This window comes from Photobacterium sp. ABD4_091 (assembly GCF_056160145.1).
Window position 1 is genome coordinate 2,135,066 of the sequence record NZ_JBSWWQ010000001.1, and the last position, 20,951, is coordinate 2,156,016.

A 20,951-nucleotide genomic window follows, 5' to 3' on the forward strand; every position below is an offset into this window, starting at 1 on the left:
TGACTGTGATTACCAGCAACCGCTGACGGTCGATCCATCTTTTTTGGCTTCAGTGCGCCCACTGGCTGTGACTGAAAGTACTCCGCACTTATCAGAGCTTTGGGTCGTGTTTGCTTTTGGGGTGGCCGCTAACGTGTAAGGAGGCAGTCCTCCGTTAATGAAAGAGGCAGAATAGTTGTAATAATCAGTATTCAGGTTGCATGACGAACAGCTGTTGTTGTCGACACTGGCTGGATAGTTGCCGTTGCGGGTATATTGATCTTCCATCCATAGTTGGAGCATCATCAGCCCAGTTTGTGCAGAAGTGCGGTTGCCCGTACGCTGGTGTTCCACATAACTTGGGTAAGCCACACTTGAGAGCACACCGATAACGACGACAACAATCATTAATTCGATTAATGTCACACCTTTTTGTTTGTTTGCCTGCATGTTATTCCTTAACTTTCGAGTCATCTCGCTAACTATGTTTTTACTTACCAATCATAGTGTTATGGGGTGTTAACCTATTATCTAACATAATTGGTGCCGGATGGTGGTGTAAAGTGAGAAAACTGGGATCGGCAAGCGGCTTTAGCATGATTGAGTTGCTCGTTGTTACTTCTATAGCTGTGATATTGATGTTGTCAGCGGCCCCATCATTTACCCAGCTGCTCGATACCCAGCAGTTAGAATCGGCAGCTAACCGTCTTGCTCTGCAATTCAAGCAAGCCCGGCTTGAAGCGATTCGGCGAAATCAAGTGCTGTATATCCATAACTTGGATATGTCGACACCGACGAAAAACTCTTGGTGCGTGCTAGTAACAACCAGCGCCGTCGCGCCAGTTACGTGCGATCTCACGCAGGTGATTTCAAGCCTTCAAGGCGATGCTTTTCCCCGGCTATCCATCAGCAACACAAAATCGAGCGTAAATGTTGATCCATCAAGGGCGATCACTGGTTCGGGGATGACTTACTCGCTCACCAGTCCTGATATGACGGAAGGGGAGTCTGTTGATGTGAAGATCAGTAGTAAGTCGAGGGTGAAGGTATGCTCCGTTGGCACGGTAACCGGTTTTGAAAAATGTGGGCCGTAGATGATGATTCGTAAAAAACAAAATGGCATGACGCTGATCGAATTGATGCTGGCTTGCGCGATGGGGAGCGTGCTGCTGATGGTGTTGGCGAGCGTGTTTGCCAGCGGAATGAATACATCGAACCGGATTGGTCAGCAGTTGAACTTTGATAGCGAGTTTCACGACTTGGGGCAATTTATCCGCAATGATTTGCGCCGGGCGGGTTTTTCAATTGAAGGCAAAAACGCAGGTACAGTGAAATGGGAAGACTCTTCGCAGGCAGTGTACGTCAATGCTGCACAGGACTGTGTGGCTTATGCCTATGAGTTTACGGATGGCGGAGCAGAAAAAATTCGTTTTTCTTCTCTGTATGTAAACGAGGAAAGTGAATTAATACTGTATACCTTGATGCAAAGCGTTACGGCCACGCCAAAAAATATTGTTTCAGCCTGTGCGGGTGGGGAAGCGATCACTGTAAATGCGGAAATATTGTTGACAAATTTCGTTGTCGATGTGTCCCAGTACCCGCTGGTAGCCGTTGCCATGTCGGCGAGATCGCCGGTTAACGGCTCACAGGACGATATTCAGTTAAATGTTGCGGTAATGAATAATTAATTCGGAGAAGGATATGCAGCGTCGCCAAAACGGGTTTGTGACCCTGACCGTCATACTAATGCTGATGATGCTCGGCTCCTATGGTTTATATCAATCTGTCGAAATGAGCCATTATAACGTTAAGCGTTACCAGAATGTGGTATCAGCAAAAAAGAGCCATTGGATAGCCGAAGGCGGGTTGCAGTGTGCGTACGGGGTAAACCAAACAACGGTAGGGGATCCTCAGTCCCGTTCCTATGCATCCTGCGACGGTTTGGTACTTGGAAGCAGCCATGACGACAGTCGCCTTTCGTTGGCCGTTTCTGGCCAGCAGGTAGGGACAAGCGCACTATATACCCTCAAAAGTGCTGTATCGGAAGATAATGGCCCCGGGAGACGGGAAGTGGCCAAAGAAGTTAAGGTGCAAAGTGTCTCGCCGATGCCGGGCATCTTCAAGACCTCGTCAATTTTCACCTTGAAAGGGGACTTTGAATTTATGCCCAACCATAACGATGGCGAGTGCATCACTATGGTTGTGAAAGATCACAATAACTTCAAGCACACAGATAATACGACTAGCTCACAGATGATAGTCATAGATGGTGATGGTTATATTGAGAGCCAAGTGCCTGAAGTTACGAGAGAGCCAGGTAAGTTTAATAAATTGAACGAGCGTGCAGCCGTAAGTACGCGTTTATCTTGCAAGCCTGAATATCAAAGTTATGCGATAGAGGGAACTGATTGGCCTCTAGCGAATGATATTCTTGAAGAGCCAGAGATGGATATGTTCAAAGATCTGTTTGGTATCCCCAAAAGCCAGTGGCAGACTGAAAAGAACAGCGGAAAATATACATTGATCAGCCCGCCAACGGGGGAGACCATGATTTTGGACTGCGCTGATCAAATCAATACCGCTTTTAAAAATGGAGATAGGTCATTTTGGGTGGAAGGCAGTTGTTATATCACTGCACCGTCAGCTGATGCTGGAGCAAAGCCTTTCAACTTGACCACACCAGCAACACCGATGCCGGATAGTGATTCTACTTTAATTGTGGTGCAGGATGGAGCAGTGTTCCATAACGGCCAAATGGGGCTGTCCGGATTGCTCTACCAGTTCAAAACCAACGACAATAAAAAAGCTCAAATCTCCGCAGATATGGTGACTTCATGTCACAAGGCTAACCTGTGCGCGGACTCTTCCCACGAAGGACCGTATAAAAATACCGCCTTTTATATCAGCGGTTCTCTACATGCTTTCGGCGGGATAGCTGTTGATATGGAGGGAATGAACTTCATTGCGAACGCTGGGTTTAAAGCCCAGTACAACGATAAATACTGGAAGGACAGGTTACCGACGACGACAAATACCGTTGTGAAATGGCAGCAGGGGACATGGCGTGACTTCCAGTAGAAAATATAAGGCGAAGGGATTTAGTCTGATTGAAGTATTAGTTTCGCTGGCAATTGTGGCGGTAGGTGTACTTGCCATGATTAAAATGCAGTCATACTACGATCGCGAAGGTGAAACCGCAGCGAAAGGCTTGATAGCAATTCAAATCGCAGAGAACCAACTTGAACTGGTTAACGCTTTAAGTTTCGCTGATATAAGTGTAAGTGGCGGGTCAGGCACAATCAGCCGGGCTGGGGCAACGTTTGACTGGCAGCAGGTTGTCCGAACTAAAACCCTGTCGGCTGCTGGTGATGCAAAGCAAATTGAGGTGACAGTGAGTTGGCAAGACCGCTGGGAGCAGCAGCAAAATGTTTCCCTCGTCACACTACGAACACAATATTGAATGTTAATTTGGCTATTCTGAGTGTATCGCTCAGTTATTGACCGGGCGATCATTTGTTTGCAAAAAAACTATTGCCCTCTCGAATTCTCACCCTATAATGCCACCTCACTGACACGGAGCACGGCAACTTAAGCCGCTAACCAATCAGTATTGTTCTTTAACAATTTGACCATGCAATCTGTGTGGGCACTCGTGAAATGATAGTCAACAAAAGAATTATCAATGAAACTGAGTGACCAATACAAATACTAAGTTTACTTATTATTTGGCACAGTCAATTCAATCATTACTTCGGTAATGGTTTAACAGTATTTCATTGAGCCGCTATTTATTTAGCAGCAATCAAATTTTAATTGAAGAGTTTGATCATGGCTCAGATTGAACGCTGGCGGCAGGCCTAACACATGCAAGTCGAGCGGCAGCGACATCAACAATCCTTCGGGTGCGTTGATGGGCGGCGAGCGGCGGACGGGTGAGTAATGCCTGGGAATATGCCCTGATGTGGGGGATAACCATTGGAAACGATGGCTAATACCGCATAATCTCTTCGGAGCAAAGAGGGGGACCTTCGGGCCTCTCGCGTCAGGATTAGCCCAGGTGAGATTAGCTAGTTGGTGAGGTAAGAGCTCACCAAGGCGACGATCTCTAGCTGGTCTGAGAGGATGATCAGCCACACTGGAACTGAGACACGGTCCAGACTCCTACGGGAGGCAGCAGTGGGGAATATTGCACAATGGGGGAAACCCTGATGCAGCCATGCCGCGTGTGTGAAGAAGGCCTTCGGGTTGTAAAGCACTTTCAGTCGTGAGGAAGGCGTATGCGTTAATAGCGTATGTGTTTGACGTTAGCGACAGAAGAAGCACCGGCTAACTCCGTGCCAGCAGCCGCGGTAATACGGAGGGTGCGAGCGTTAATCGGAATTACTGGGCGTAAAGCGCATGCAGGCGGCTTGTTAAGCCAGATGTGAAAGCCCGGGGCTCAACCTCGGAATAGCATTTGGAACTGGCAGGCTAGAGTCTTGTAGAGGGGGGTAGAATTTCAGGTGTAGCGGTGAAATGCGTAGAGATCTGAAGGAATACCGGTGGCGAAGGCGGCCCCCTGGACAAAGACTGACGCTCAGATGCGAAAGCGTGGGGAGCAAACAGGATTAGATACCCTGGTAGTCCACGCCGTAAACGATGTCTACTTGGAGGTTGGTGTCTTGAACACTGGCTTTCGGAGCTAACGCGTTAAGTAGACCGCCTGGGGAGTACGGTCGCAAGATTAAAACTCAAATGAATTGACGGGGGCCCGCACAAGCGGTGGAGCATGTGGTTTAATTCGATGCAACGCGAAGAACCTTACCTACTCTTGACATCCAGAGAACTTTCCAGAGATGGATTGGTGCCTTCGGGAACTCTGAGACAGGTGCTGCATGGCTGTCGTCAGCTCGTGTTGTGAAATGTTGGGTTAAGTCCCGCAACGAGCGCAACCCCTATCCTTGTTTGCCAGCACGTAATGGTGGGAACTCCAGGGAGACTGCCGGTGATAAACCGGAGGAAGGTGGGGACGACGTCAAGTCATCATGGCCCTTACGAGTAGGGCTACACACGTGCTACAATGGCGTATACAGAGGGCGGCCAACTTGCGAGAGTGAGCGAATCCCAGAAAGTACGTCGTAGTCCGGATTGGAGTCTGCAACTCGACTCCATGAAGTCGGAATCGCTAGTAATCGTGGATCAGAATGCCACGGTGAATACGTTCCCGGGCCTTGTACACACCGCCCGTCACACCATGGGAGTGGGCTGCACCAGAAGTAGATAGCTTAACCTTCGGGAGGGCGTTTACCACGGTGTGGTTCATGACTGGGGTGAAGTCGTAACAAGGTAGCCCTAGGGGAACCTGGGGCTGGATCACCTCCTTAACGATATGACTGCGTTTTATGCAGTGTCCACACAGATTGCTTGGTTGAAATGTAAGAGAGCAAGGGTAGCGTTGGCTATCCTCGTTAGTGTGCCCAACACATTAACCAAAAACTTGTGTTCCGGTATGATGTCGCTTCTCGCAAGCTCGTCACTCCGCTTACACAAAGTTAGCGAAATATATTTCGCTGACAAACTTTGTGTCCCATTCGTCTAGAGGCCTAGGACACCGCCCTTTCACGGCGGTAACAGGGGTTCGACTCCCCTATGGGACGCCACGGGTCGTTAGCTCAGTTGGTAGAGCAGTTGACTTTTAATCAATTGGTCGCAGGTTCGAATCCTGCACGACCCACCATTTCCTTTCCACGAAGGAAAGCAAGTTTGATTCTACTTTTTAAAGTGGAAACAAATAAGCAACTATCGTGGGCGATTAGCTCAGTTGGGAGAGCACCTCCCTTACAAGGAGGGGGTCACTGGTTCGAGCCCGGTATCGCCCACCACTCTCTAAGTATTTTCTGCACGGATACGCAGATTCAATGAAGGTTAACTTCGTTGGGTCCGCTTTTTTGCCGCCTGCGCGGCCCGGCCGAAATTAATTAGAAAGTGGTTATCTCACGATAAACACATGCTCTTTAACAATCTGGAAAGCTGACTAGTAAATTGAATTCTTTGAATTCAATAACTAATAGTTTTATCTCTCTTTATGAAGAGAAATAAAACGAGTTCTCAAGCAACACACATTCAAGTGTCTTGTGTAAGAGTCCGGCGAAACACAGTCCATCAATACTCAGATGGACAACCTTGGTTGTTGAGCCATACGAAACCTCTTGGGGTTGTATGGTTAAGTGACTAAGCGTACACGGTGGATGCCTGGGCAGTCAGAGGCGATGAAGGACGTGCTAACCTGCGATAAGCCAAGAGAAGATGGTAAGAATCACTATACTCTTGGATTTCCGAATGGGGAAACCCAGCTGCATAAGCAGTTATCAATGCGTGAATACATAGCGTATTGAGGCGAACCGGGGGAACTGAAACATCTAAGTACCCCGAGGAAGAGAAATCAACCGAGATTCCGGCAGTAGCGGCGAGCGAACCCGGATTAGCCCTTAAGCTAGTTTTGCGACAGGTGAATGAGCTGGAAAGCTCAGCGATACAGGGTGATAGCCCCGTAACCGGTAGCGCATTTCGAGTGAAATCGAGTAGGACGGGACACGTGATATCCTGTCTGAACATGGGGGGACCATCCTCCAAGGCTAAATACTCCTGACTGACCGATAGTGAACCAGTACCGTGAGGGAAAGGCGAAAAGAACCCCTGTGAGGGGAGTGAAATAGAACCTGAAACCGTGTACGTACAAGCAGTAGGAGCCCTTCGGGGTGACTGCGTACCTTTTGTATAATGGGTCAGCGACTTAATTTTAGTAGCAAGGTTAACCGTTTAGGGGAGCCGTAGGGAAACCGAGTCTTAACTGGGCGTTCAGTTGCTAGGATTAGACCCGAAACCAGGTGATCTAGCCATGGGCAGGTTGAAGGTGAGGTAACACTTACTGGAGGACCGAACCGACTAATGTTGAAAAATTAGCGGATGACTTGTGGCTAGGGGTGAAAGGCCAATCAAACCTGGAGATAGCTGGTTCTCCCCGAAAGCTATTTAGGTAGCGCCTCGGACGAATACTACTGGGGGTAGAGCACTGTTAAGGCTAGGGGGTCATCCCGACTTACCAACCCTTTGCAAACTCCGAATACCAGTAAGTACTATCCGGGAGACACACGGCGGGTGCTAACGTCCGTCGTGGAGAGGGAAACAACCCAGACCGCCAGCTAAGGTCCCAAAGTTATAGCTAAGTGGGAAACGATGTGGGAAGGCTCAGACAGCCAGGATGTTGGCTTAGAAGCAGCCATCATTTAAAGAAAGCGTAATAGCTCACTGGTCGAGTCGGCCTGCGCGGAAGATTTAACGGGGCTAAGCTATACACCGAAGCTGCGGCAATGCATTTATATGTATTGGGTAGGGGAGCGTTCTGTAAGCGGTTGAAGGTGCATCGTAAGGTGTGCTGGACGTATCAGAAGTGCGAATGCTGACATGAGTAACGATAAAGGGAGTGAAAAACTCCCTCGCCGGAAGACCAAGGGTTCCTGTCCAACGTTAATCGGGGCAGGGTGAGTCGACCCCTAAGGCGAGGCCGAAAGGCGTAGTCGATGGGAAACGGGTTAATATTCCCGTACTTCTTACTATTGCGATGGGGGGACGGAGAAGGCTAGGTGGGCCTGGCGACGGTTGTCCAGGTTCAAGGGTGTAGGCTGTAATCTTAGGCAAATCCGGGATTACACTAGGCTGAGACCCGATGTCGAGGTGCTACGGCACTGAAGTCATTGATGCCATGCTTCCGGGAAAAGCCTCTAAGCTTCAGATAGTAAGGAATCGTACCCCAAACCGACACAGGTGGTCGGGTAGAGAATACCAAGGCGCTTGAGAGAACTCGGGTGAAGGAACTAGGCAAAATGGTACCGTAACTTCGGGAGAAGGTACGCTGCCGGCGGTGACGAGACTTGCTCTTTAAGCTGCTGGCAGTCGCAGATACCAGGTGGCTGCAACTGTTTATTAAAAACACAGCACTGTGCAAAATCGAAAGATGACGTATACGGTGTGACGCCTGCCCGGTGCCGGAAGGTTAATTGATGGGGTTAGACTTCGGTCGAAGCTCTTGATCGAAGCCCCGGTAAACGGCGGCCGTAACTATAACGGTCCTAAGGTAGCGAAATTCCTTGTCGGGTAAGTTCCGACCTGCACGAATGGCGTAATGATGGCCACGCTGTCTCCACCCGAGACTCAGTGAAATTGAAATCGCAGTGAAGATGCTGCGTACCCGCGGCTAGACGGAAAGACCCCGTGAACCTTTACTACAGCTTGGCACTGAACATTGACCCTACATGTGTAGGATAGGTGGGAGGCTTTGAAACCATGTCGCTAGATATGGTGGAGCCGTCCTTGAAATACCACCCTTGTAGTGTTGATGTTCTAACGTCGCCCCGTTATCCGGGGTGCGGACAGTGCCTGGTGGGTAGTTTGACTGGGGCGGTCTCCTCCCAAAGCGTAACGGAGGAGCACGAAGGTGGGCTAATCACGGTCGGACATCGTGAGGTTAGTGCAATGGCATAAGCCCGCTTGACTGCGAGACTGACAAGTCGAGCAGGTGCGAAAGCAGGTCATAGTGATCCGGTGGTTCTGTATGGAAGGGCCATCGCTCAACGGATAAAAGGTACTCCGGGGATAACAGGCTGATACCGCCCAAGAGTTCATATCGACGGCGGTGTTTGGCACCTCGATGTCGGCTCATCACATCCTGGGGCTGAAGTCGGTCCCAAGGGTATGGCTGTTCGCCATTTAAAGTGGTACGCGAGCTGGGTTTAGAACGTCGTGAGACAGTTCGGTCCCTATCTGCCGTGGGCGTTGGATGATTGAGAGGGGCTGCTCCTAGTACGAGAGGACCGGAGTGGACGAACCTCTGGTGTTCGGGTTGTGTCGCCAGACGCATTGCCCGGTAGCTAAGTTCGGAATCGATAACCGCTGAAAGCATCTAAGCGGGAAGCGAGCCTCAAGATGAGTCATCCCTGAACCTATAAGGTTCCTGAAGGGTTGTTGGAGACTACGACGTAGATAGGCAGGGTGTGTAAGCGTTGTGAGGCGTTGAGCTAACCTGTACTAATTGCCCGTGAGGCTTAACCATACAACACCCAAGGGGTTTTACGGACTCCACGAACACTTGAATGAGTGTCGAGAACATCAGCTTTCAAGATTGTAACGAATTTGCTTGGCGACCATAGCATTATGGACCCACCTGATCCCATGCCGAACTCAGTAGTGAAACGTAATAGCGCCGATGGTAGTGTGGGGCCTCCCCATGTGAGAGTAGGACATCGCCAGGCTTCCAATTTAGATTATCGTGCTGAACACACGGTAATTTGAGTGGAGCGGTAGTTCAGTTGGTTAGAATACCGGCCTGTCACGCCGGGGGTCGCGGGTTCGAGTCCCGTCCGCTCCGCCACTTATTAAGAAGCCTCGCTGGAAACAGCGGGGCTTCTTTACATCTGTCGGATATGGTTCGCCTTGCAGGCGAATGAGTCCCGGACGGACGCGTTCCCGGTTGCACGCAAGCCCGGCCCTCCGCCACTTATGATCGTGTGCGACCCCAGACTCCACTACTTATTAAGAAGCCTCAACTAGGCGTCCCTTACGAAAGACGGAGCTTTCTTGTACCTAATACTCCCAAAATATTCGCGGGCCAAGATGTCGGTTTGTTGAGCTCCGCAGGAGTAGTACTCTAGTCACTTATCGTTCTTGAAAAACTGCCAATACCCCCCCTAAATTAATGCTGAACCTAATCTGAGCAGCCTTTTTAGCTTTTGTAATATCATGCCTAAAAAGCTGTACGTTTAATTTAGTCCTTTTAAATCATGTGGATAAGAATCGTCTTGAGGGCTGTGGGAAGGATTGCTGATAATGAGTGCATCGAAAGGGTGTCCTAGGGAGAGAAAGCTGAACAGGGGGCCGTCTCTCATTTCGATATCTTTCATAAGCTGCGACTCGCTGTCTTTTGTGATAACGGCTAAAATAGCCCTTCAGATTAAATTTATTCGTAATCCCTATTCGTAACAAAAGGTATGGCTATGACAGCGCCCCAGAATGACACCTCCCATGTAGACAGCGATCAGCTGACAGAAATAGCCATTGCCTACTACCAGGATGGGGCAACCCAGGAAGAAATCTCCAAGATGTTCGGGATGTCACGGGCCAAAGTTGGCCGCTTGCTGCGTCGCGCCCGGGATGAAGGGGTGGTGGAAATCACGGTGAAATACCATCCTGTGTTCAGTGAAAAGCTGGAGCAGCAATTGGTCGAGCGTTTTAATTTGAAACGCGCCTTGATCGCTCTGGATCAGCCTGATGATGAAAGCCAGCGCCAGCAGGTTGCAAGCCTAGTATCGAGTTACCTGTCCTCCATTTTGACCGATGACATGGTAGTCACCGTCGGGCAGGGGCGAAATATTGCCTCAATTGCCAGCCATGTCGGTGTAGTTCCCCATCGCAAATGCCGCTTTGTCTCGGGGATAGGGGGCACACACCGCTCCGGTAACGCCATCAATGCCGATCATATCTGCCGCCTACTGGCAAAGAAATATGACGGCATCAGTGAAACGCTTTATGCCCCGGCTTATGTCGAGGATATCAAGGTAAAAGAAGCCTTTATGAAAAACGGCACGGTCAAGGAAACGCTTGATCGCGCAAGGCGTGCAGACGTTGCATTGGTGGGGGTTGGTGATATGAATGAAAACAGCCATATGGTGAAGCTGGGCTGGTTTACGCCCCAGGAGATTGTCGAGGCGCGGATCCGCAAAGGGGTAGTGGGGGACATTGCCGGCTATGACTTTTTTGATAGCCAAGGACGCCGTGCCGATACCATGATGAGCGATCGGGTAATTGGTCTTAGTATGGAAGAGCTCAGACATATTCCAACAGTGGTTGTCACCGCTGCCGAGAACAGTAAAGCCTTGGCCTTGCTGGGCGCATTGCGCTCCGGTGTGGTCGATGTTCTGGCAACCAGTGTCAGCAACGCCCTGACCATTTTGAACCTGGATCAACAGATGAAGTAATGATCGGAAAATGAATATTCGATCCCAAATGATCAAGCTGCCTGCGGGCAGCTTTTTTGTTGCTTGCTATGCTCAAAAGTATGCGGATAAAAAAGTCACAAAAGGATCAGACAGGCATGAGGTATTTTTTTGCCCTTCTGTTAGGGATTACGATAGGTTTGCCCGCCATGGCAAGCCCGTGGGAGAATGTGGAAGCACCTTCGCAAGGTCAGTCGGAGTCGATTGGTACTTACAATAACGGTTGCCTGGCCGGCGCCGAGCCTTTGCCGTTGAAGGGAGATGGTTATCAGGTGATGCGATCGCAGCGGGGGCGATATTACGGCCACGAGTCGATGATCCGTTTCCTCCATGATTTATCAAAAAGCGTACACAAACTTGAGCTGGGACAATTGCTAGTCGGTGATATTGCGATGCCTCGGGGCGGACGTTTTTCGTCGGGCCATAACAGCCACCAGACAGGCCTTGATGCGGATATCTGGCTCAAGCTAAGCGATGGCCCACTTAGCGAGGAAGAGCTGATTGATGTCCAGCCTTTGCCGATGGTGCACATCAAGCAATACAAGATAAACAAGAAAAACTGGGGCGATAAACAAGCCTTGATGGTCCAGCTTGCTGCGGCTGATGAGCGTGTTGCCAGAATTTTTGTTCATCCGGTGATTAAAGAGCAGTTGTGCCAGCGCGAATGGACGGACAGGGATTGGCTGCAGAAAGTCAGGCCGTGGTGGGGGCACTATTACCATTTCCATGTCAGGCTCCATTGCCCAGAAGGTGACAGCAGTTGCAAAGCGCAGACACCACCGCCGCCGGGGGATGGTTGTGGTGCCGAGCTTGCCTCCTGGAAGCCCAAGCCAAAAGCAAAGAAAGAAAAGGTTGCCAAGGTGAAGAAAAAGCCCAAGCAAAAACCGCTTCCGCCAGCGCAGTGCATGCTATTGTTGCGAACGCCTGCAACAGGGTAAATGTCATTTAACGCATTAGAATAGATACAAAAAAAGCGCCTCTCGGCGCTTTTTTCGTTATGCCAATCCCTGTAGGGTGACAAACTTTTCGAACAGAGCTTCGTCTGTTTCGACGTTGTCGGGATCAGTAATAATACAGTTGGTGATCGGACACACCGACTGGCACGTCGGCTTGTCGTAGTGTCCTTTACACTCGGTGCATTTGTCTGGGTCGATCTCGTAGATTTCGTCCCCCATGGTGATCGCCTCGTTCGGACACTCGGGATCACACATGTCGCAGTTAATGCACTTACTGGTAATAAGCAGTGCCATGGTGATTACTTACCATCTTTTGGTGCGTGTGGATTACGGGTGTTCTCACCTGAGTTTAGGTTACGCATCAGCAGGCCGTATTCCAAATCCATATCTTCCGGTACTGGGATAAATACGAAGTGGCCGTTACCCTTGGCGTCAGTGACCGCTTCAGACTTGCGGTTTTCCATCGCTTCAAGGGTGAAGATCACGTTGCCCTGCGGTGTCATTAGCTCAAGGCTGTCACCGACTACAAACTTGTTCTTCACTTCCACTTCTGCCAGGTCACCACGGCGCTTGCCGGTGAATTCACCGACGAACTGCTGGCTGTCAGAGATAGAGTAGCCGTAGTCATAGTTCTGGTAAGCATCGTGAGTGTGACGGCGCAGGAAGCCTTCGGTGTAACCACGGTGGGCTAGGCTTTCCAGCGTGCCCATCAAGCTTTCGTCGAATGGCTTGCCAGCGACTGCGTCATCAATCGCTTTACGGTAAACCTGTGCGGTACGGGCACAGTAGTAGAAGGACTTGGTACGACCTTCGATTTTCAGCGAGTGAACGCCCATCTTGGTCAGGCGGTCAACGTGCTGGATAGCACGAAGATCTTTCGAGTTCATGATGTAGGTGCCGTGCTCGTCTTCGAACGCAGCCATCTTCTCTTCCGGACGGTGCGCTTCGCTTAGCAGTACCACTTCATCGCTTGGCTTGCCGCGGCCGATAGTGGTTTCAGGGCGCTCGTCCTGTACTTCGACAGCCTGAACATCACTTGGGTTGAATTCTTCAACGATCTGGCCAGCGTCGTTTTCAGTGCCTTTTTCCACTTTGTATTCCCAGCGGCAGGCATTGGTGCAGGTGCCCTGGTTAGGGTCACGCTTGTTGATGTAGCCAGATAGCAGGCAGCGGCCAGAGTAAGCCATGCACAGTGCACCGTGGACGAAAACTTCCAGCTCGGTCTCTGGGCAGTGCTCGCGGATCTCTTCGATTTCTTCCAGAGACAGTTCGCGGGAAACAATCACACGCTCAACGCCATTGGCTGCCCAGAACTTCACCGTTGCCCAGTTCACGGCGTTTGCCTGAACTGATAGGTGGATCGGCATCTCAGGGAAGTTCTCGCGCACCATCATGATAAGGCCAGGGTCAGACATGATCAGTGCATCCGGGCCCATCTCTACGATAGGTTTCAGATCGCGGATGAAGGTTTTCAGTTTAGAGTTATGCGGCTGAATGTTACATACCACGTATAGTTTCTTGCCTTGGGCGTGAGCCTCGTCGATACCGATTTTCAGGTTATCGTGGTTGAACTCGTTGTTACGAACACGAAGGCTGTAACGTGGTTGGCCAGCGTAGACAGCATCTGCGCCATAGGCAAATGCGTAACGCATGTTTTTAAGGCTGCCCGCAGGCGATAACAATTCAGGTTTAAACATAGCTCTTATATTCCAGTGTCTGATTGCAAATCAGGCCGTATCGCAGGGGGATACGGAGTTGAGGCGGGATTTTACTGTGATCTACCCCTCAATAGCAATGCTATTGCCGAATTAGGCAAAGTTTAGCATCTGGCGATTGTAAACGGCTGATTTGGAGGTTCTGATTGAACTGGTGTTGCCGGTATCGTACGAATATCGAAGGAGGGGAAAAAGTGGCACCCATAGCGAGGTGCCACACTATATAAAGGGGGCGGTTAGGCTTTGGCTTCCAGGCCGCCAAGCACTTCGAACAGGTTTGGCAAGAATGCGGAGAATTCGCCAGCCATTAGCGACAGGTCGGCATCGATACGCAGGGCCATTTCATCGCGGTCGATATCGTCATTCTGCTCTTTCAGCTCATCAGAGAACTTCAGGCGCTTGATAGACAGGTCGTCCGCCAGAACGAAGTCGATACGGTCCTGCCAGTTGATAGACAGCTTGGTCACCAACTTGTCGGCTTCGATGTGGGCCATGATTTCATCGCTTGATAGATCCTGCTGCTTACAGCGAATCACACCGCCGTCTTCCAAAATAGCTTTCAGCTCAGCCTCTTCGCCGATGGTAAAGCCGTTTGGTGAGGTGTTTGAGCGTACCCACTCAGTCATGGTTAGCTCGGCAGGCTTTTCAGGGGTAACTGGGATTACTGGCAGGCTACCGATAGATTTACGCAGCAGCGCTAGCAGATCTTCGGCCTTCTTGAAGCTACCAGCATCAACCAGTACGTAGCCTTCTTTAGGCATGATCAGCGCGTAAGTCTGGCTCTTGCGGCTGAAGGCTCGCGGTAGCAGATCCATCACGATTTCATCTTTGATGGTGTCTTTTTCGCTTTTCTTCAGTTTGCGGCCTTGCTCGGCTTCCTGAGCTTCTACTTTCTCGTTCAGTGTCTCTTTGATCACTGACGCTGGTAGCATCTTTTCTTCTTTGCGTGCACAAATCAGGATGTTGTCACCAATTACATGGGTGAACATGTCGCCGTGCTTACCCAGCGCGTGGACCCAACCAAATTTTTGCTGATCTTGGCTGCCACACGGGGTAAAGCGGAACTCTTCAAGTTGCTTCTCAAGTTGATCAGGATTGAGGTCGATCTCGCGGCTGAAGCGATAGGTAAGTACGTTTTTAAACCACATCATGGCTGTTACAAATCCTTGGTTGTGCATTTGGCTGTCAATCTTATTGCATTGGTTGGCTTTTGTCTTAAGTTTTCGTGCTCAGTAGCTTGGGCATAACGCAAAGTGCGGTACAATCCAAATTAGTGTTTCCATAACGGCATATCGACCGCAATGAAGATCCTCCATACCTCCGACTGGCACCTAGGCCACCAACTGCACGGTTATAACCGCGATTTCGAGCATCAGGCATTTCTTGATTGGCTGGCGCAGACCCTTGAGCAAGAGCAGGTCGATGCCCTGCTGGTGGCTGGTGATATTTTTGATACCGCCAACCCGCCAGCCAGTGCCTGGCGGATGCTATACCGCTTCCTGGCACGGATGGCGAAAAGCATGCCGGATTTAAATGTCGTAATGATTGGTGGCAACCATGATTCGCCGAGCAAGCTTGATGCTCCGCACGAGCTGCTAAGAGCATTTGATTTGCACATTGTCGGTGGGATTCACCGCTATGCTGACGGCGAGCTCGATACCGAGCGGATGTTGGTTCCGCTGACCAATAAAACCGGTGAGCAAGCGGCATGGGTATTGGCGGTGCCTTTCCTGCGCAGTGCTGATCTGCGTACCGAAGATCTGGATGAAGAAGACGATCGCCTGATCAAAGGGGTGGAAACCCTCTACGGTGAGGTGACAGAGGCAGCGCGCCAGGTCCAGACACCGCAGCAGGCCCTGATCGGCATGGGACACGCCTACATGGCATCGGGTAAATTGTCGGAAATGTCAGAGCGCCGGGTGCTCGGTGGTAACCAGCACGCGTTGCCGGCCTCTATTTTTGCTGATGATATGACCTATGTGGCGCTAGGCCACTTGCATTTGGCCCAACGCGTGGCGAAGAAAGAGCAGGTTCGCTACAGCGGCTCGCCATTGCCGCTTTCGATGTCCGAGCGAGGCTACAACCACCAAGTGGTTATGGTCGAGCTTGATGGTGCAGCGGTTGCCGGCATTGAGTCTGTCTCTGTGCCACGGGCCGTTGATATGCTCAAGGTGCCTTCGTCACCAGCCCCGTTGGAGCAGGTGCTTGAAGAGCTCAAGGCGCTGGACGTCGATGAGCGTCCGCGTGAGCAACAACCGTTTTTGGAAGTGCACATCCAGTTAGATAAACCACAGGCTCTGCTGCGCGAAAAAGTGCTTGAAGCCCTGGAAGGCAAGGCTGTGAGGCTGGCCAAGATCACTCCGCACTATCAGCAACAACAAGCTCAGAATGGCCTTGGCCAGCGCCGACTTTCTGATGTTACACCTCAGCAGGTGTTTAGCTTGAGCTGGAGCCAGAAATACCAAGGCGAGCCGGATGAGGCAATGGCCGCAGCTTTCGAGAGCCTATTGATTGCCGTGGAAGACAGCGATGCTGTCGAGTCGTAAGCCAGAACGAGAAAGAGAACAACAATGAAAATCTTAGCGCTACGTGGTGAAAACCTGGCAAGTCTGCAGCAGCCATTCGAGATTGATTTTGCCGGCGGCCGCTTGGGCGATGCGGGTTTGTTTGCCATTACCGGAAAGACCGGTGCCGGTAAGTCGACCTTGCTTGATGCGATTTGCCTTGCGTTGTTTGACCGCATTCCCCGCCTTCAGTCTAACAAGAAAAACGATGCAGAAATTGGTCGTGACGGTGACAACGGCCGGATCAAAGCCAACGATGTCCGCAGTATTTTGTCGCGCGGTAAGGCCGAAGGATATGCCGAAGTCGATTTCGTCGCCAATGACGGCAGTCACTGGCGGGCGCACTGGCATGTCCGCCGTGCGCGGGGGCGTGCCGATGGCCGCATCCAAGCCTCGGAGCAATGGCTGGAATGCCTGGAAACTGGCCAGCGTTTTGCTGGCAAGAAAGCGGAGCTACAAGCGGAAGTCGAACGCTTGGTCGGACTGTCGTTCGAGCAATTCCGCCGGGCAGTAATGTTGCCGCAGGGCGAGTTTGCCGCCTTCCTAAAAGCCGGTGCTGATGAGCGTGCAGCTTTGTTAGAGCGGATGACCGGTGGTGAAATTTATGGCCGCTTATCCATGGCCGCTTATGAGCGGGCGCGGGATGAAAAGCAAAAACTGGAGGCCTTGCAGGCCCAGCTTGGCGATATTGAGCTGCTTGATGATGAGCAAAAAGCACAACTCTCCGGCCAACTTGATGCTCTTAAAGTACAGTTAGGCCAGTGGGAAACCTCTTTGACGGCGTTGACCCAGCACCAGCAGGCGCTGCAGACCCAAACCCGGTTGCAGCAACAGCAACAGGAAGCCGAGCAGGCATTGGCTCATGCGGAAGAGCAGCTTAAAGAGGCGGCACCGCGTCAGGAGCAGCTCAAACAGATAGCCAAAGTCCAACCTGCACGCAGCGATTTTACCTTGCTGCAGCAAACCCAGCTGCAGCTGAGCAAGCTACAGGCATCGCTCGGCAAAGCTCGTGATGAACTGGCGCAGCACAAACAGGGGCTGTTGGAAGCGGATAACCGGGTACAGGGTACCAAGCAGGCATTGGCAAAAGCCAAGCTACATTGGGATGAGCTTGAGCCGAAACTCAAGCAAGTGGCTTTGCTCGACGAGCAATTGGCTGCCGGGCAGCGCCAGCTGGCCGAGCTGGATGCCGACCACCAGCAACAGCTCAAAACATTCAATGAACAGCAGCAGGCGGCTGAGCAGAAAAAACACCAGCGCCAGCAGCTGCAGCAACGCCATCAACAGTTGGCGATGGTACTAGAGCAAAACCGGGAGCTGGCCGGTGTTGCCGAGCAGTACCAACCAGTATTGGACAACCTGGATCAGTATTTGTCTGCGCACCGGACGTTGGCGACCCTGTCGCGCGAAAAGCAGCAACTGCAGTTCGAGCAGCAATCCCACGACCGTAATGCCACGATGCTGGAGGCCCAGCAGAAAGAGGTTAGCGGCCAGCTTGATGCGGTGACCAAGGTTCTCGATGAGCTCAAGGTTGAGCAGCAAGAGCAGGCGATTGCCGACAGCCAAAAACAGTTTGCCAGCAAGCAAGCCGAGCTCGATACCCTGCGCCAGGCGATGTCGGGCACCAAGGAATGGTCTACCTTGCTTGAGCAGATGGAGAAACTGAAAGCCGAGCATCAAGAGCTCAGCCAGCTCAAGCAGCAGGCAGAAGCTAGGCTGGAGTCCTTGTCGCCAGAAATGGAGCAGCTCATGGCCCGTTACCAGGAGGCCGAACAGCAGCTGCAGCAAAGCATGGCAGTGGTTAACCTCAGTGAGTACCGCAGCCATTTGCAGCCAGATTCGCCTTGCCCGCTGTGTGGCTCGCTCGAGCACCCATACGCCGAGCAGCACCCGGTTGTCGAAGGCTTGCTCCATAGCCAGCAGCAGCGTTTGCGTGAATTGCAGCAGTTGTTGCAAAACGGCGAGGGTGAACGTCGTCATCTTCAGCAACAACTGCCACAGTGCCAGCAGCGTCTGGCGGTGATCGACAATGAGCTGGCACGTTACCGTGCTTACAGCGATCAAATTGTAAGCCAGCTTTTGGCCATGCTTGAGCAGGTTGAACTTTCTACACCGCTGACGGCCGAGGCTGAAAGCGGCCACCTTAACGACCAGTTGGTGCAGTGGCAGCAACAAGCCGAGCAGGCATATAACGAGATCAGGGCGTTGCAGCAGGGTATGGAAGCCGCTCAGCAGCAGCTGCAACAAGGCCGTCAGTTGCAATACCAGCGCCAGCAGCTGCAGCAGGCAGAAGCCGAAATCAAAGAGCATATCCACCAACAAACGCAGGCCAATACCCAGCGTACCGAGCGATTGCAGTCGATTGAGCAGCAGAGCCAGACCCAACAGGATATCCTGACCTCCCGTGGTGAAGCCTTAAACGAGCAATACGGTAACAACCAGTGGTTAGATATGCTGCGCCAGCAAGGTGCCGAGCAATATATCCAGCAGCTCAAACAGCAAGTTGAGCACTACCTGTCAAGCCATAAGGCCCTGCAGGAAGTGGAGCGAGAGCTTAATGAGTTGGCCCCGCAGTTGGCCGAGCTGGAAGCGAATATGGCAGCCAGCTATAAACAGGCGATCGAAAAGCAACAGAAAGCTGAGCAGTTGCAGCAGCAGGTTCAGTCACTGTGGCAGCAGCGGGTCAGCGTGTTTGGTGAGCACGCGGCTGATGCGATAGAGCAGCAGGCCAAAACCGCTGTATCGCAAGCCCAGCAACAGCATGAACAAGCCGAGCATGACCAGCGCCTGGCGGGTGAAGCCATGGCTGCCGCGACGGCGGCCTTGGCTGGCCTTGAGCAGCAAGACAAAGAACTCTCGGCTGAGCATCGTCAGGTCGTCCATAACTGGTTGGGGTGGCAGGAAAAACTGGCGCTTAACGAGCACCAGCTGATGCAACTGCTCAGCAAGGACGAGGCGTGGTTGGAGCAAGAGCAGACAGCGCTCAAAGCGTTGGACGATTCCCGTACCGAAGTGGCAACACGGGTTCATGAGCGTGCGAGTGCGATTGAGCAGCACAAGACTATGGCGGAGCAGGCCGAGCAGTGGTTTGCCAGTCATGATATCGACAGCGAAGTACTGGCCGAAGATGATATCGCTGTGCGCCAGCTGCGTGAGCAGTGGAACAGTGAAAAGCTCTCTTGTGATGAGCAAATCTTCCAGCTGCGCCAGCGCTTGACCATGGCCGAGCAGGCTCTGCAGCAAGCAGGGGAGCTCACCGAGAAAATAGCCACCCAGCAGAAGCAGACCGAACTGTGGTTGCAGATGAGCGAGCTTATTGGATCGGCAACAGGCAATAAATTCCGAACCCTTGCCCAGGGCCTGACCTTGCAGCAACTGGTAATGCTAGCCAATGAACATCTGCATGACTTGGCCCCGCGCTATGCGCTGCAGCCGGTGCCGAACAGCCCATTGGCCCTGCAGGTGGTCGACCATGATATGGGCGATGAAGTCCGAAGTGTGGAGTCATTGTCTGGCGGCGAAAGCTTCCTGGTCTCGCTGGCCTTGGCACTGGCGTTAGCCTCGCTCGCAGCCGATACCCGCCAGCTCGGCTCGCTATTCATTGATGAAGGCTTCGGTACGCTAGACCCAGATAGCCTGGAGATGGCACTGGCTTGCCTTGATGCCCTGCAGGCAGACGGCCGCCAGATCGGGGTGATTTCCCATGTCGGTACGCTGGTTGAGCGCATCGGTGTACAGGTTGCGGTTGAAGCCCAGGGGGGAGGGCGGAGCCAGATCCGGGTGAGGGGTTAAAGCGGCGCAGCCTGCCCCTATGCGGTAGGCTGCATCTAATTATCTTTTTTATCAATACGTTGCACTTGGGTGCAACATAATGCTATATGACAGTATGATATACGTTCAGTTACGTATTTCTCCGCGAAAGTCACAAAAGTGTCATACTTAACACACATAATGGCGCTCGAAAGACAGCAATTAATAGGTATTGAAAACGATGGTAAGACGGATTCTTGTTGTAGAGGATGAAGCACCAATCCGCGAGATGCTTTGCTTCGTTCTTGAGCAGAAGGGGTATCAGGCGATTGAAGCCGAAGATTATGACATGGCACTGGAAAAACTGTGCGAACCCTATCCGGAGCTGATTTTGCTCGACTGGATGTTGCCAGGTGGCTCAGGAATTAATCTTATCAAGCACTTGAAGCGTGATGAAGTGACCCGCCAGATCCCGGTAGTGATGTTGACTGCCCGTGGTGAGGAAGAGGACAAAGTACGTGGCTTGGAAGTGGGTGCGGATGATTACATCACCAAACCGTTTTCGCCAAAAGAGCTGATGGCACGCCTGAAGGCGGTAATGCGCCGGGTATCACCGACTTCTCTGGATGATGTGATTGACGTACAGGGCCTCAAGCTTGATCCGGTTTCGCACCGAGTGACATCCAATGAGCAGCCGCTGGACATGGGGCCAACCGAGTTCAAGATGCTTCACTTCTTTATGACCCACCAAGAGCGTGTATACAGCCGCGAGCAGCTGCTGAACAACGTGTGGGGTACTAATGTGTATGTTGAAGACCGAACTGTCGATGTTCATATCCGTCGTCTGCGCAAAGCGCTGGAGACAGGCGGTCACGATAAACTGGTTCAGACGGTGCGCGGAGCGGGTTACCGTTTCTCGACCCGAGTATAGTAGTAACAACTAAGTAGGCGCACGGCGGG

The 20,951-nt window shown here is 51.7% G+C and carries 13 protein-coding genes, 4 tRNA genes and 3 rRNA genes; 16 read left to right on the top strand and 4 right to left on the bottom strand.

Annotated features, from left to right (window positions below; all coding sequences use genetic code 11):
• Nucleotides 1-9 precede the first annotated feature (9 nt).
• Complete coding sequence (locus ACXAGQ_RS09870) at nt 10-429, bottom strand: type IV pilin protein (protein WP_475253636.1); 420 nt, start codon at nt 427-429, stop codon at nt 10-12.
• 113 nt (nt 430-542) lie between these two features.
• On the opposite strand from ACXAGQ_RS09870, the gene ACXAGQ_RS09875 reads away from it, so the two are divergent.
• The 13 genes from ACXAGQ_RS09875 (at nt 543) to mepA (ending at nt 11,944) form a co-directional block, all read left to right on the top strand.
• Entirely contained in the window at nt 543-1,073 is a 531-nt protein-coding gene (locus tag ACXAGQ_RS09875) for a GspH/FimT family pseudopilin (RefSeq protein WP_475253638.1), read from the top strand.
• Nucleotides 1,074-1,667, top strand: a complete 594-nt coding sequence (locus ACXAGQ_RS09880; RefSeq protein WP_475253640.1) for a prepilin-type N-terminal cleavage/methylation domain-containing protein — start codon at nt 1,074-1,076, stop codon at nt 1,665-1,667. It abuts the gene before it with no gap.
• Nucleotides 1,668-1,680: 13 nt separating this feature from the next.
• Nucleotides 1,681-3,057, top strand: coding sequence for a hypothetical protein (locus tag ACXAGQ_RS09885; protein ID WP_475253642.1), 1,377 nt, complete (start codon nt 1,681-1,683; stop codon nt 3,055-3,057).
• Complete coding sequence (locus ACXAGQ_RS09890) at nt 3,044-3,439, top strand: type IV pilus modification PilV family protein (RefSeq protein WP_475253644.1); 396 nt, start codon at nt 3,044-3,046, stop codon at nt 3,437-3,439. Before ACXAGQ_RS09885 ends, ACXAGQ_RS09890 begins: the two co-directional genes overlap by 14 nt.
• 350 nt (nt 3,440-3,789) lie before the next feature.
• Nucleotides 3,790-5,342: ribosomal RNA gene (locus ACXAGQ_RS09895) — 16S ribosomal RNA — on the top strand.
• 200 nt (nt 5,343-5,542) lie between these two features.
• Nucleotides 5,543-5,618: transfer RNA gene (locus ACXAGQ_RS09900), tRNA-Glu, on the top strand.
• 1 nt (nt 5,619) lies between these two features.
• A tRNA-Lys gene (locus ACXAGQ_RS09905) sits at nt 5,620-5,695 on the top strand.
• 69 nt (nt 5,696-5,764) lie between these two features.
• Nucleotides 5,765-5,840 (top strand) — tRNA-Val (locus ACXAGQ_RS09910).
• A gap of 339 nt (nt 5,841-6,179) precedes the next feature.
• Nucleotides 6,180-9,067 (top strand): 23S ribosomal RNA (locus ACXAGQ_RS09915).
• An 83-nt stretch (nt 9,068-9,150) separates the two neighbouring features.
• Nucleotides 9,151-9,266 (top strand): 5S ribosomal RNA (rrf, locus tag ACXAGQ_RS09920).
• The 16S, 23S and 5S rRNA genes sit together here with 4 tRNA genes alongside, the layout of an rRNA operon.
• Nucleotides 9,267-9,308: 42 nt before the next feature.
• Nucleotides 9,309-9,385: transfer RNA gene (locus tag ACXAGQ_RS09925), tRNA-Asp, on the top strand.
• A gap of 622 nt (nt 9,386-10,007) precedes the next feature.
• Nucleotides 10,008-10,988 carry a sugar-binding transcriptional regulator gene (locus ACXAGQ_RS09930; protein WP_317524192.1) on the top strand — a complete coding sequence of 327 codons (981 nt, stop codon included), beginning with the start codon at nt 10,008-10,010 and terminating at the stop codon, nt 10,986-10,988.
• 167 nt (nt 10,989-11,155) lie between these two features.
• Entirely contained in the window at nt 11,156-11,944 is a 789-nt protein-coding gene (gene mepA, locus ACXAGQ_RS09935; RefSeq protein ID WP_475253646.1) for a penicillin-insensitive murein endopeptidase, read from the top strand.
• Nucleotides 11,945-12,001: 57 nt separating this feature from the next.
• On the opposite strand, the gene ACXAGQ_RS09940 is transcribed toward mepA, so the two are convergent.
• The 3 genes from ACXAGQ_RS09940 to rdgC form a co-directional block, all read right to left on the bottom strand.
• Complete coding sequence (locus ACXAGQ_RS09940; protein WP_475242520.1) at nt 12,002-12,256, bottom strand: YfhL family 4Fe-4S dicluster ferredoxin; 255 nt, start codon at nt 12,254-12,256, stop codon at nt 12,002-12,004.
• A gap of 5 nt (nt 12,257-12,261) precedes the next feature.
• On the bottom strand, nt 12,262-13,659 hold the full coding sequence (gene trhP / locus ACXAGQ_RS09945; protein WP_475253648.1) for a prephenate-dependent tRNA uridine(34) hydroxylase TrhP: 1,398 nt from the start codon (nt 13,657-13,659) through the stop codon (nt 12,262-12,264).
• 254 nt (nt 13,660-13,913) lie between these two features.
• A complete protein-coding gene (gene rdgC, locus ACXAGQ_RS09950; RefSeq protein ID WP_201797872.1) occupies nt 13,914-14,825 on the bottom strand; it encodes a recombination-associated protein RdgC in 912 nt (303 codons plus the stop codon).
• 153 nt (nt 14,826-14,978) lie between these two features.
• On the opposite strand from rdgC, the gene ACXAGQ_RS09955 reads away from it, so the two are divergent.
• The 3 genes from ACXAGQ_RS09955 to phoB all read left to right on the top strand — a co-directional run bounded on the left by ACXAGQ_RS09955 (nt 14,979) and on the right by phoB (nt 20,922).
• Nucleotides 14,979-16,223: an exonuclease SbcCD subunit D C-terminal domain-containing protein gene (locus ACXAGQ_RS09955; protein WP_475253650.1), complete on the top strand. Its 1,245-nt coding sequence runs from the start codon at nt 14,979-14,981 to the stop codon at nt 16,221-16,223.
• A gap of 24 nt (nt 16,224-16,247) precedes the next feature.
• Nucleotides 16,248-20,033 (top strand): AAA family ATPase, encoded by a 3,786-nt coding sequence (locus ACXAGQ_RS09960; RefSeq protein ID WP_475253652.1) that lies wholly within the window; start codon nt 16,248-16,250, stop codon nt 20,031-20,033.
• Nucleotides 20,034-20,232: 199 nt separating this feature from the next.
• Nucleotides 20,233-20,922: a phosphate regulon transcriptional regulator PhoB gene (gene phoB / locus ACXAGQ_RS09965; RefSeq protein WP_317524199.1), complete on the top strand. Its 690-nt coding sequence runs from the start codon at nt 20,233-20,235 to the stop codon at nt 20,920-20,922.
• Nucleotides 20,923-20,951 lie beyond the last annotated feature (29 nt).